Below are 10,971 nucleotides of genomic sequence, written 5' to 3'. Positions count from 1 at the left end.
GTCTCAGTACGTCAAAGCGTCGGATGAGCCTGCGCCGGAAAATGGTTCGCCTCTCACTCCTCAATAGGGGGGCTGGGCTCTTCCTTGTGCTTATGCCGTAATCTGCTGTCCGCCTTCATGATGGCGGGAAGTCGCAACGCCATTTGCATCAGTTCGACCTGGGCTGGGTGTAGCTGGTCGATCTGGCGCCGCAACTCATTAAACATTTTGAAGGTATCTTCAGTTGCATCACTCGACAAAACAATTTTGCGTTGAGACTCGTCTAATGCTTTAAGTAACTTCTGCTTCCAAGGCTCCTCTAGTTCAAGCGCTGCTATCACGCGCCCGATGAACTCCATATTTGGCGGCCCTTTCGTTCCTACTTCAATTGCAGAAACGTAACTCTGTTCGAAGCCAAGCTTCGATGCAAATTCTGCTTGGCGCATTCCGAATGAGGCGCGTAACTCGCGAAAGACTGTCGAGAAAGGACTCATTTGCTAAACTCGGTCGTAATTAGTTCAAAAATTAGTTCTAGCATAGTCGTTCAAGCTCCGTTGTCAATGTCTTTTTGAGAGAGTTACGTTCAAGTTTTTATTAAATAGCCGATCACGCTCATTCAAGAATTTATTAATCGATTCAAGACTTTATTAAGACGTAACAGTTCTACTTGCTTGACGCTGCCCCTTCTTGCGTTTATATTAATGACTCACAAGTAAGTTACCGTCCCCCACACCCATGCAAGCCCCTCAAGACACCAAGCCACGCTGGGAGCGGCGCAAGGATGCGCGGCCGCAGGAATTGCTGGCGGCCGCATTGGAGCAGTTCGTCGAGCGCGGCTATGCCGCCACCCGCCTGGAGGACGTGGCCAAGCGCGCCGGCGTATCCAAGGGCACGCTGTACCTGTATTTCACCAACAAGGAAGAGCTGTTCAAGGCGGTGATCCGCGAAACCATCGTCACCACCATCGGCGAGGCCGAGCAGGACGCGGCGATGTTCGATGGCCCCAGCAGCGAGCTGCTGCGCGCCTTGCTGCTGCGCTGGTGGGACCAGATCTGCGTCACGCCGATCGCCGGCATCACCAAGCTGATGCTGGCCGAGGGCCATAATTTCCCCGAGCTGGTCAAATTCCACAACGAGGAAGTGGTGGCGCGCGGCAGCGCCCTGATCACCGGCGTGCTCCGGCGCGGCATCGCCAGCGGCGAATTCCGCCCGGTCGACCCGGTCGTCATGACCCAGGTGCTGATCGCCCCGGTCATGATGCTGATGATGTGGAACCGCTCTTTCATGCCGGCCTGCGAGATGCCGCCGGTCGACCCGCACGTGTTCCTGGACACCTTTATCAGCACCACGCTGGTCGGCCTGGAAGCGTCCAAGCCGTGAGCGCCGCCGTGTATTTTTCCGTCCAGCTTGCCTTTTTCGCAGGTTCACCCCCCTTAAACTGCAACCTGTCGCAATTTCCCGCGAATGGCCCGTCGAATCGTTAATATGTGCCTCCATGCCAGTTCAACGATAAAATGACGGATTATTTAATCCCGACCTGAGTCATAAGATGAATATCGAACAAGCCCGCTTCAACATGATCGAACAGCAAATCCGCCCTTGGGACGTCCTGGACGCCGAAGTGCTGGAGCTGTTGCACGTTGTTAAACGTGAAAACTTCGTGCCGGCCGCGCACAAGGCGCTGGCCTTCGCCGACATCGAAATCCCGCTGCCGGGCGGCGAATCGATGCTGGCGCCGAAGATCGAAGCCCGCCTGCTGCAAGACCTGGGCCTGAAAAAGCACGAAACCGTGCTGCTGATCGGCACCGGTTCCGGCTACCTGGCGGCGCTGCTGGGCCACAAGGCGCAGAAGGTGACGGCCGTCGAACTGTCGCCGGAACTGAAAGCGCTGACGGAGAAAAACCTGGCCGACAACGGCGTCACCAACGTGACGGTGGAGCAGGGCAATGGCGCGCAAGGCTGGACCAACGGCGCGCCGTTCGATGTGATCGTGGTGTCCGGTTCGCTGCCGGTGCTGCCGGAAGCGTTGTTGCAACAATTGAAAGTGGGCGGCCGTCTGGCGGTCATCATCGGCCAGGCGCCGGCGATGAAGGCACAGCTGATCACCCGCACCGGCGAAGCCGGCTACGACACCCGCACCCTGTTCGAGACCAACGTGAAAGCGCTGGCGTCGGCGGTGGCGCCGTCGCAGTTCAAGTTTTAAGCTGGAAGGTTAGCCATGCAGCAGATTACTGCGCTGGAGCTGGCCGACTGGCTGGCTGACGATGCACGTCCCAATCCGATGTTGCTGGACGTGCGTGAAAACTGGGAGTTCGAGACCTGCCGCATCGACGGCTCGGTCCAGATCCCGATGAATACCATACCGGCGCGCATCGACGACCTCGATGAGGATGCAGCGATTGTCTGCATCTGCCATCACGGTGCGCGCAGTATGCAGGTGGCCGCCTTCCTGGAGCGTAACGGCTTCGGCAAGATGATCAACCTGACCGGCGGCATCCACGCCTGGGCGCTGCAAGTCGACAGCACGATGGCCAAGTACTGACACGGCCGCCGCGCGGTCGGCCAGCGCGGTGAGCGGGTGCGGTGCAGGTCGCAGTGTTTTTGATTTGTTCAACTTTTTTGATGACTCCAACGGAGATTGCAATGCAGAAACCCCTTATCGCCGTGCTGATCGCCAGCGCCTTCCTGACGCTCAACGCACAGGCGGCCGACCTGCTCCAGGTGTACCAGCAAGCACTGGCCAATGACGCCACCTACGCCAGCGCCCGCTCTTCGCTTGCCGCCGGCCAGGAACGCATCACCCAGGGGCGCTCGGGCCTGCTGCCTACCATCAGCGCCAGCGGCAGCAATCTGCGCAACAACGGCGAGTTCATCCCGTTCAACGAGGGCGTGCTGGACGTGGTCGATGGCCAGCTGGTGCTGCCGTCGCGCCGCAATGCCGACAACCACACCAACACCTACGCCGTGTCGCTGAGCCAGCCGCTGTTCAACTGGGGCCTGTGGCAGACCTACCAGCAGAGCAAGCTGTCGCAAGCGACCGCCGAAGCCACCTTCTCGCAGGCCCAGCAGGACCTGATCGTGCGCGTGGCCCAGGCCTACTTCGACGTGCTGACCGCGCAGGACGCGCTGACCTCGACCCAGGCGCAGAAAGTGGCCACCACCGAACAGCTGGCCTCGGCCAAGCGCAACTTCGAGGTCGGCACCCAGACCATCACCGACACCCACGAGGCGCAAGCGGCCTACGACCTGGTGGTGGCGCAGGAATTCGCCGCCATCAACGATCTGGACAACAAGCGCACCGCGCTGCAGGTGATCATCGGCCAGAGCACCGCCGACCTGGCGCCGCTGCGCGCCGGCGTGACCATCGCGCCGCCGTCGCCGGCGGCGGTGGAGCCTTGGGTCAGCTCGGCTGAGTCGCAGAACTACTCGGTGGTGGCCGCCGGCCTGAACGTGGAGATCGCCAAGCGCGAAATCGCCCGCAACCGCGCCAACCACATGCCGACCCTGAACCTGACGGCCGCCGCCCAGCACACCAACCAGACCGCCTACGGCGCCAACAACAACAAGGCGATCGGCGTGACCTGGACGGTACCGATCTTCAACGGCTTCGGCGTGACCAGCAAGGTGCGCGAAACCATCGCGCTGGAAGAGAAAGCCCGCAACGATCTGGACGCCACCAAGCGCGCCGCCGCGCAGACCGCGCGCCAGGCCTACCTCGGCATGACCAGCGGCCTGGCCCAGGTCAAGGCGCTGGAAGCGGCGGAAGTGTCGAGCAAGTCTTCGCTCGATTCGAACAAGCTGGGCTACCAGGTTGGCGTGCGCATCAACATCGACGTGCTGAATGCGCAAAAGCTGCTGTACTCGACCCAGAAAGACCTGTCGAAAGCGCGCTACGACACCATCATGAACGGCCTGCGCCTGAAATCGGCGGCCGGCTCGCTGACCGAGGCCGACCTGGCGCCGATCAACGCGCTGCTGGTGCACTAAACAACTATGCCGGCTTCAACGCCGGCATTTTTTTGCCTCGATTATTGGTGAAAACTGCATAGTCATAGCAAATTTCATGGATTTATTCATTCCAGGCGTGGGCAGATACTAAACACATCTCACCACACATCGAAGGAGCAAGACCATGAAACAAGTAGCCATCATCACCGGCGCATCGCGTGGCATCGGCGCCGCCATCGCCCAACGCCTGGCCAAGGACGGCTTTGCCGTGGTGGTCAACTACGCCGGCAACGCCGCCGAGGCCGATAAGGTGGTGGGCGCCATCGCCGCCGCTGGCGGCACTGCCATCGCCGTGCAGGCCGACGTTTCCAGGACCGACGACGTGCGCCGCCTGTTCGAACAGGCCATCGCCCAGCTGGGACGCGTGGATGTGCTGGTCAACAACGCCGGCATCATGCCGCCGCAATTGCCGCCACTGGCTGCCACCGACGACGACACCTTCGACCGCCTGGTGGCCATCAACCTCAAGGGCAGCTTCAACACCATGCGCGAGGCGACCGCCAGGCTGGAGCAGGGCGGCCGCATCATCAACTTCTCGTCCAGCCTGGTGGGCACGCTGCTGCCCGGCTACTCGGCCTACGTGGCCACCAAGGCCGGGGTGGAAGCCATGACCGCCATCCTGGCCAAGGAACTGCGCGGCAAGAACATCACCGTCAACGCCGTCGCGCCGGGCCCGACCGCCACCGCGCTGTTCCTCGACGGTAAAACGCCGGAACTGATCGACCGTCTCGCCAAGATGACGCCGCTGGAGCGCCTGGGCCAGCCGGAAGACATCGCCAGCGCCGTGTCCTTCCTGGCCGGCCCGGACGGCGGCTGGATCAACGGCCAGACCCTGCGCGCCAACGGCGGCATGGTGTAACAACGGATGGACTAACAGTTAAGAAGGAGGTAGTATCCCGGCGTTATCAAATCATTAAAGCCGCATGATTACCTCCGCAACACTCCCCCGTAAGCAACTCTTTGCACTGACGGGCGCATTCGCCGTGCTGGCGCTCTTGGTCATGATCTGGCGCTGGGGCGGCACGGTCGAGGATTCGCTGGCCTATTTCAATACCGCCCGTTATCTGCGCGGCGAAATCCCGGTGACCGAACTGACCGCGCCTTTCCCCTACCGCTTGCTGGCACCGGCGCTGGCGGCCGCCATTCCGGGCGATACGCGCCAAAGCTTCGCCTTGCTTAACTGGCTGTGCATCAGCGCCGCCGCCGTGATGATGGCGCTGGCCGCGCTGCGCGCCGGCATCGGCCGCAAGGGCGCCGTGATTGCCGGCCTGCTGCTGATCCTGTCAGTGCCGACCTACTGGTACGCGCCCTACCTGCTGACCGATCCGGCCTCGATCTGCGCCCGCGCCGCCTTCGTGCTGGCGCTGCTGTGCGGCCAACCCTGGCTGGCCGCCGTGGCCGGCCTGCTGGGTTCCGCTGTGCGCGAAGAAAACATCCTGCTGCTGGTGTGGCTGCTGGCCATGCGCCGCATCGCCATCGTGCCGGGGCTGGCCGCGTTGGCCGCCGCCGCCGGCTGGATGGTGGCAGTGCGCTGGTGGCTGATCCCGAACCTGCCCAGCTATGTGTGGGCGCCCAGCATCTATACCGTGCTCAAGGCGTTGCAGGACGCGCGCTCGCTGGCGTCGCTGGTAACCGGGGCCGGGCTGGTGCTGCCGCTGGCGCTGCTGGGCATGCGCAAATCGGCGACGCTGGCGCCGGCGCTGCAGCCGCTGAAATCGCTGTTGTTGCTGATGGCCTTGCCGCCGCTGTACGCCGCGCTGTGCGTGCGCGTCGACGGCCGCGCCATCTGGGGCTTGTACCCGATGCTGGTCCCGTTCGCCGCGCTGTGGCTGGCGGCATGGCTGGAACGCCGTCCCGTGCAGGCGCCGGCATGAGCAGTGCCGAACTGGAACTGCGCGCCCAGCCCTCGACCGCGCGCGCCTTGTGGCAGGGCCTGCGTCCACGCCACTGGCTGAAAAACCTGCTGGTGTTCGTGCCCATGCTGGCGGCCCATGCGCTTAACGGCGCCACCGCCTTGCAATCGCTGGTAGCGTTTGCGGCATTCTGCCTGTGTGCGTCGAGCGCCTACCTGCTCAACGACGTGATGGACGCCGAGGACGACCGCCATCATCCGACCAAGCGCCACCGCCCGATTGCCAGCGGCGCCTTGCCGGCGGTGCTGGCGCGCACCGTCAGCGCTGTGCTGGCGCTGGCTGCGCTGGTGCTGTGCGCCTGCTACGGCTGGCTGCTGCTGGCGGCGGTGGCGGTGTATTTCGGCGTTACCGTCGGTTACTCGGCCTACCTGAAGCGGCTGCTGATGGTGGACACCGTCACGCTGGCGCTGCTGCACACCTTGCGTGTGCTGGGCGGCTGCGCCGCCACCGGCATCGAACCGTCATTCTGGCTGCTGGCGTTTTCCTTCTTCCTGTTCCTGTCGCTGGCGCTGCTCAAGCGCCACAGCGAGCTGTTCAATCTGGAGCGGGTGGGCAAGGAGAAAACTTCGGGACGTGGTTATGTCACCGCGGACCGGGCGCCGATCGGCATGCTGGGCATGAACAGCGCCTTTGTATCGGTGGTGATTTTCATGCTGTACTTTAATTCCGAGAACGTACTCAAGTTGTACCGCCATCCGTCGTGGCTGTTCGGCATCGTGCCGCTGGCCATGTTGTGGCTGGGGCGCTTGTGGGTGTTGTCGTTCCGGGGCGAGGTCAACGAGGATCCGCTGCTGTATGTCAGCCGGGATCCTGTCAGCCTGATCGTGATTGCGGCCTGCGCCGCGCTGGGCGCTGCCGCCGTGTGATGCTTACAGGCCGGCGCCCTGGCCGTCGAAGCTGCGTTCGATCAGTTCGATCTTGTAGCCGTCGGGGTCGGTGACGAAGGCGATCACGGTGCTGCCGCCCTTGACCGGGCCCGGCTCGCGCGTGACGTTGCCGCCGTTGGCTTTGACGGCAGCGGCGGTGGCGTAGATGTCTTCGGCCGAGATGGCGATGTGGCCGTACGCCGTGCCCATGTCGTAGCTGGTGGTGCCGTAGTTGTAGGTCAGCTCCAGCTCGGCGTGGTCCGGATTCGAACCGTAGCCGAGGAAGGCCAGCGTGTATTTGTACTCCGGGTTGTCGCTGGTGCGCAGCAGCTTCATGCCAAGCACCTTGGTGTAGAAATCGATGGAGCGTTGCAAGTCGCCGACTCGCAGCATGGTGTGCAAAATGCGCATGGTAAATCCTTGTCTGTATTAAAACCAAACGAGAATTCTATCAGCGGCTGGCCGATTGCGCTGAGGACGGCGCCACCCGCCAGATCACATTGCCCACGTCGTCCGCCACCAGCAGCGCGCCTTGCCCGTCTAGCGCCACGCCCACCGGCCGGCCCTGCGCCTTGCCGTCGCGCGTCAGGAAGCCGGCCAGGAAATCCTGCGGCGGCCCGGACGGTTTGCCGCCGCTGAACGGGATGAACACCACCTTGTAGCCGCTGTGCGGCTTGCGGTTCCACGAGCCGTGCTGGCCGATGAAGACGCCGCCCTGATAGTTCTGCGGGAACAGCTTGCCGTCATAGAACGCCAGGCCCAGCGAGGCGGTATGCCCGCCCAGCGCGTAGTCGGGCGCGATGGCCCTGGCCACCAGCTCCGGCTTTTGCGGCGACACGCGGGTGTCGACGTGCTGGCCGTAGTAGCTGTACGGCCAGCCGTAGAAACCGCCTTCCTTCACCGAGGTCATGTAGTCCGGCACCAGGTCGTTGCCGAGTTCATCGCGCTCGTTCACCGTGGTCCACAGGGCCTTGGTCTGCGGCTCCCAGCCCATGCCGTTGGGGTTGCGCAAGCCGGTGGCAAACAGGCGCGACTTGTTGGTGGCCAGTTCCAGCTGCCAGATGGCGGCGCGGCCGGTTTCCGCATCCATGCCGTTTTCCGCCACGTTGCTGTTGGAGCCCACCGTCACGTACAGGTATTTGCCGTCCGGGCTGGCGATGATGTTCTTGGTCCAGTGATGGTTGATGGTGCCGGCCGGCAGATCCATCACCTTGACGCCCGCAGTGGTGATGCTGGTTGCCCCTTCCTCATACGGGAAGCGCAGCACGGCGTCGGAATCGGCCACGTACAGGTTCTTGCCGACCAGCGCCATGCCGAACGGCGAATTCAGGCCCGTCAGATACACGCTGCGGCTGGCCGCCGCGCCTTTGCCGTCCAGCCCGCGCAGCAGGGTGATGCGGTTGGCCGACGGCGTTGCGGCGCCGGCTTTCTTCATTTCGTGTTTCATCACCATGCCCTTGATGCCCTTGCTGTCGTCCGGCTTGGGCGGGGCGTTGGTTTCCGCCACCAGCACGTCGCCGTTGGGCAGCGTGTACAGCCAGCGCGGATGGTCGAGATCGCGCGCGTAGGCGGTCACGGCGAAACCGGGCGGCGCGCTGGGCTGCTGGCCGGCCGTCCACGGCTCGGTGGGCGCGACGTTGAGGGTGGGGATCAGCTTGCGGGCGGGCTCCGGCAATTGCGGATTGGGGCCGTAGCCGATCGGGTAGGACTGCGCCAGCGACAGCGCCGGCGCGCAGGCCAGGGCGGACAGGAACAGGACGGTGTGCTGGCGCATGGATGGCTCCCTGGTTTAAGCTTAATCGCGCTTGGTGTTCGGCTGCGGATGCGCCTTGGCGTCGGCGCGCGGTTTCTGCACGCCGCGCTGGTTGTGCAGGTCGGTATCGACCATGCCGCTGTCGATGTCGGCTGCGGCCTGGCGCATCACGCTGCGGGTCTTGGCGCCGTTGTTGTCGGGTGCTTCGTCGCGCTCGTGCGGCATGCGCTTGACGCCGTCGTCCTTGACTTTGGCGTCGGTGTTGACGTGCTGGTCTCTTAACATGATGGCCTCCTGGTTGATGTTGCCATGTTAGCCAGTTGGTTTTGCGTCAGTCGCCAGATTGAATTCGGACAACAAAGGGGAAACTCGTTTATCATTTAGACCACATTTCTTCACCGGGATTTTCTGCATGAGCAATGCCGCCAAGCTGGACAACTGCGCCAACTGTGACACGCCCCTGACCGGCCACTTTTGCGCCAACTGCGGCCAGGAGGCGGTGTTGCACGCCGCCAGCGTGCGCGAGTTCCTGCACGAGTTCATCGGCCATTATGTGGCGCTGGAGGGCAAGCTGTGGGGCTCGCTCAAGCGTTTGATTTTCAAGCCGGGCGAGCTGACCAACGAATACATTCGCGGCCGTCGCGTGCGCTACGTGCAGCCGCTGCGCATGTACCTGACCTTCAGCGTGCTGTTCTTCGCGCTGCTGAAATTCACCAGCGACGGCCAAACCCACGTCGATAACAAGCAGACCACCGGCCAGAACATCGCTGCTGCCACCATCAAGGCGGCCGGCAAGCCGCAGCCGCAGGACGCCGGTAGCGAGGAAAGCAAGTCCGCCGCACGCGACGCGCTGGCCGACGTGATGAGCGAGATGGCGAAGGAGGACGCCAAGTCCGACATCCGCGCCGCCAAGGCGGAACACGCGCCGGAGCAAGCGTCGGGGCAAGCGTCTGGGCAAGACAAGCAAGACAAGCAAGACAGCACCGACATGAACATCAACGAGGAATACATCGACGGCAAGCTGGCCGACCTGCCGCTGCTGCGTCGCCAGTGGCACGCGCTGAACCAGCTGCCGCCGGAAGAACAGGTCAAGGTGTTCAAGAACGGCATGAACCACTACGCGCCGTACGCGATCTTCCTGCTGATGCCGGTATTCGCGCTGCTGCTCAAAGTGCTGTACCTCGGTTCCGGGCGCCACTTCGGCGAGCATATGCTGTTCGCGCTGCACACCAACGCCTTTGCCTTCCTGATGTTCAGCGTGATCCTGCTGGCGCATTACGGCCTGTTGCAGTTTTTATTGTGGTGCTGGATGATCGGCTACCTGCCGTGGGCCATGCGGTGCGTGTACCACAGCAGCCGCTTCGGCACCTTCCTGCGCTGGGCGGTGCTGATGCTGTTCTACCTGATCGCGCTGGTGCTGGCGGTGATGATCTCGGCCGGCATGGGCATCCTGACGGTCGGCCATTAAACTTGCGCATGGCACTGTTTAAATGTACAGTGACGACGCCCTAGCAGAAAGCCGAGACTTTTATGACCCTCACGTCCACTGTTTTTAAAACGATCGCACTGGTCGTGCGACCGAATACCGACGGCATCGCCGAATCGGTGGGCAGCGTGGTCGAGTTCCTGGAGCAGGGCGGCTACGAGGTGGTGTTTGAAGAGCAGACCGCCGCCCACCTCGGCCTGCAGCTGGACGACCGCCGCGTGATGAACGCGGCCGGCATCGGCGCCGAGTGCGACGCCGCCGTCGTTATGGGCGGCGACGGCACCATGCTGGGCATCGCGCGCCAGCTATCGCCGTTCAATGTGCCGCTGATCGGCATCAACCAGGGCCGCCTGGGCTTCATGACCGACATTCCGCTGGAAGGCATGCACGACGCGCTGGCGCGCATCCTGAGCGGCAGCTACCAGGCCGAACGCCGCACCTTGCTGGAAGGCCGCGTGATGCGCGGCGAGGACGTGATCCACGTCGGCATGGCGGTCAACGACGTGGTGGTCTCGCGCGGCACCGGCGCCGGCATGGCCGAACTGCGGGTGGACGTGGACGGGCAGTTCATGTACAACCAGCGCTCCGATGGCCTGATCATCTCGACCCCGACCGGCTCCACCGCGTACGCGCTGTCGGCCGGCGGCCCGCTGCTGCACCCGGCGCTGGGCGGCATCGTGCTGGTGCCGATTGCGCCGCATGCGCTGTCGAACCGCCCGATCGTACTGCCGGAATCGAGCGCGATCGTGATCGAGATCGTGCGCGGGCGCGACATCAGCGTCAACTTCGACATGCAAACCTTCGCCAGCCTGCAATCGCAGGACCGGATCCTGATCCAGCGCTCGCCGCACGCGATCACCTTCCTGCATCCGGATGGCTGGAGCTATTACAACACCTTGCGCGAGAAACTGCACTGGAACGAATATCCGTCCGGTGAGGGCAAACTCGCTTAACCACACTTTCAAG

Annotated in this window: 13 protein-coding genes; 9 read left to right on the top strand and 4 right to left on the bottom strand. The window is 63.2% G+C overall.

The genetic code is table 11. The features are described from left to right. Positions 1 to 53: 53 nt before the first annotated feature. Positions 54 to 473 carry a helix-turn-helix domain-containing protein gene (locus BMZ70_RS16665; RefSeq protein WP_092276619.1) on the bottom strand — a complete coding sequence of 140 codons (420 nt, stop codon included), beginning with the start codon at positions 471 to 473 and terminating at the stop codon, positions 54 to 56. A 241-nt stretch (positions 474 to 714) separates the two neighbouring features. Here BMZ70_RS16665 and BMZ70_RS16660 point away from each other — a divergent pair, with 241 nt between their 5' ends. From BMZ70_RS16660 to BMZ70_RS16630, 7 genes are all read left to right on the top strand, one after another. Continuing rightward, positions 715 to 1,359, top strand: coding sequence for a TetR/AcrR family transcriptional regulator (locus BMZ70_RS16660; protein ID WP_092276617.1), 645 nt, complete (start codon positions 715 to 717; stop codon positions 1,357 to 1,359). 169 nt (positions 1,360 to 1,528) lie between these two features. Beyond that, positions 1,529 to 2,182, top strand: a complete 654-nt coding sequence (locus BMZ70_RS16655; protein ID WP_092276614.1) for a protein-L-isoaspartate O-methyltransferase family protein — start codon at positions 1,529 to 1,531, stop codon at positions 2,180 to 2,182. A gap of 15 nt (positions 2,183 to 2,197) precedes the next feature. Beyond that, positions 2,198 to 2,521, top strand: coding sequence for a rhodanese-like domain-containing protein (locus BMZ70_RS16650; protein WP_092276611.1), 324 nt, complete (start codon positions 2,198 to 2,200; stop codon positions 2,519 to 2,521). A 101-nt stretch (positions 2,522 to 2,622) separates the two neighbouring features. Then, positions 2,623 to 3,966: a TolC family outer membrane protein gene (locus BMZ70_RS16645; RefSeq protein WP_092276608.1), complete on the top strand. Its 1,344-nt coding sequence runs from the start codon at positions 2,623 to 2,625 to the stop codon at positions 3,964 to 3,966. Between the two features lie 145 nt (positions 3,967 to 4,111). Continuing rightward, complete coding sequence (locus BMZ70_RS16640) at positions 4,112 to 4,846, top strand: SDR family oxidoreductase (RefSeq protein ID WP_092276606.1); 735 nt, start codon at positions 4,112 to 4,114, stop codon at positions 4,844 to 4,846. A 124-nt stretch (positions 4,847 to 4,970) separates the two neighbouring features. Further along, the gene (locus BMZ70_RS16635; protein WP_092276604.1) at positions 4,971 to 5,861 is read left to right on the top strand and encodes a hypothetical protein; all 891 of its coding nucleotides are present in this window, start codon (positions 4,971 to 4,973) and stop codon (positions 5,859 to 5,861) included. Further along, entirely contained in the window at positions 5,858 to 6,766 is a 909-nt protein-coding gene (locus BMZ70_RS16630) for a UbiA family prenyltransferase (RefSeq protein WP_165403459.1), read from the top strand. The genes BMZ70_RS16635 and BMZ70_RS16630 overlap by 4 nt, the downstream gene beginning before the upstream one ends. Positions 6,767 to 6,769: 3 nt before the next feature. Here BMZ70_RS16630 and gloA read toward each other — a convergent pair whose 3' ends face one another. The 3 genes from gloA to BMZ70_RS16615 are packed head-to-tail and all read right to left on the bottom strand — an operon-like array spanning position 6,770 to position 8,804. Next, positions 6,770 to 7,177: a lactoylglutathione lyase gene (gene gloA, locus BMZ70_RS16625; protein ID WP_092276599.1), complete on the bottom strand. Its 408-nt coding sequence runs from the start codon at positions 7,175 to 7,177 to the stop codon at positions 6,770 to 6,772. A gap of 40 nt (positions 7,178 to 7,217) precedes the next feature. Next, positions 7,218 to 8,540: a PQQ-dependent sugar dehydrogenase gene (locus BMZ70_RS16620; RefSeq protein WP_092276596.1), complete on the bottom strand. Its 1,323-nt coding sequence runs from the start codon at positions 8,538 to 8,540 to the stop codon at positions 7,218 to 7,220. 21 nt (positions 8,541 to 8,561) lie between these two features. Beyond that, entirely contained in the window at positions 8,562 to 8,804 is a 243-nt protein-coding gene (locus tag BMZ70_RS16615; protein ID WP_092276593.1) for a hypothetical protein, read from the bottom strand. A gap of 127 nt (positions 8,805 to 8,931) precedes the next feature. Between BMZ70_RS16615 and BMZ70_RS16610 the strand changes: the two genes are divergently transcribed. Together BMZ70_RS16610 and BMZ70_RS16605 are read left to right on the top strand one after the other, a co-directional pair. Then, entirely contained in the window at positions 8,932 to 9,987 is a 1,056-nt protein-coding gene (locus BMZ70_RS16610) for a DUF3667 domain-containing protein (protein WP_092276590.1), read from the top strand. Between the two features lie 62 nt (positions 9,988 to 10,049). Further along, complete coding sequence (locus BMZ70_RS16605) at positions 10,050 to 10,958, top strand: NAD kinase (RefSeq protein ID WP_092276587.1); 909 nt, start codon at positions 10,050 to 10,052, stop codon at positions 10,956 to 10,958. Positions 10,959 to 10,971: the final 13 nt, after the last annotated feature.

It is taken from the genome of Duganella sp. CF402 (genome assembly GCF_900109645.1).
Classification (GTDB): domain Bacteria; phylum Pseudomonadota; class Gammaproteobacteria; order Burkholderiales; family Burkholderiaceae_D; genus Rugamonas.
Note: the sequence above shows the minus strand (reverse complement) of the source record. Positions and strands in the feature narration are given on the sequence as shown.

What these genes read in the sequence shown, in the direction of transcription:
- BMZ70_RS16655 (WP_092276614.1), top strand. Translation starts at nt 1,529, where the DNA reads ATGAATATCGAACAAGCCCGCTTCAACATGATCGAACAGCAAATCCGC.
- BMZ70_RS16610 (WP_092276590.1), top strand. Translation starts at nt 8,932, where the DNA reads ATGAGCAATGCCGCCAAGCTGGACAACTGCGCCAACTGTGACACGCCC.
- BMZ70_RS16605 (WP_092276587.1), top strand. Translation starts at nt 10,050, where the DNA reads ATGACCCTCACGTCCACTGTTTTTAAAACGATCGCACTGGTCGTGCGA.
- BMZ70_RS16615 (WP_092276593.1), bottom strand. Translation starts at nt 8,804, where the DNA reads ATGTTAAGAGACCAGCACGTCAACACCGACGCCAAAGTCAAGGACGAC.
- BMZ70_RS16650 (WP_092276611.1), top strand. Translation starts at nt 2,198, where the DNA reads ATGCAGCAGATTACTGCGCTGGAGCTGGCCGACTGGCTGGCTGACGAT.
- BMZ70_RS16620 (WP_092276596.1), bottom strand. Translation starts at nt 8,540, where the DNA reads ATGCGCCAGCACACCGTCCTGTTCCTGTCCGCCCTGGCCTGCGCGCCG.
- BMZ70_RS16665 (WP_092276619.1), bottom strand. Translation starts at nt 473, where the DNA reads ATGAGTCCTTTCTCGACAGTCTTTCGCGAGTTACGCGCCTCATTCGGA.
- BMZ70_RS16640 (WP_092276606.1), top strand. Translation starts at nt 4,112, where the DNA reads ATGAAACAAGTAGCCATCATCACCGGCGCATCGCGTGGCATCGGCGCC.
- BMZ70_RS16630 (WP_165403459.1), top strand. Translation starts at nt 5,858, where the DNA reads ATGAGCAGTGCCGAACTGGAACTGCGCGCCCAGCCCTCGACCGCGCGC.
- BMZ70_RS16645 (WP_092276608.1), top strand. Translation starts at nt 2,623, where the DNA reads ATGCAGAAACCCCTTATCGCCGTGCTGATCGCCAGCGCCTTCCTGACG.
- BMZ70_RS16660 (WP_092276617.1), top strand. Translation starts at nt 715, where the DNA reads ATGCAAGCCCCTCAAGACACCAAGCCACGCTGGGAGCGGCGCAAGGAT.
- gloA (WP_092276599.1), bottom strand. Translation starts at nt 7,177, where the DNA reads ATGCGCATTTTGCACACCATGCTGCGAGTCGGCGACTTGCAACGCTCC.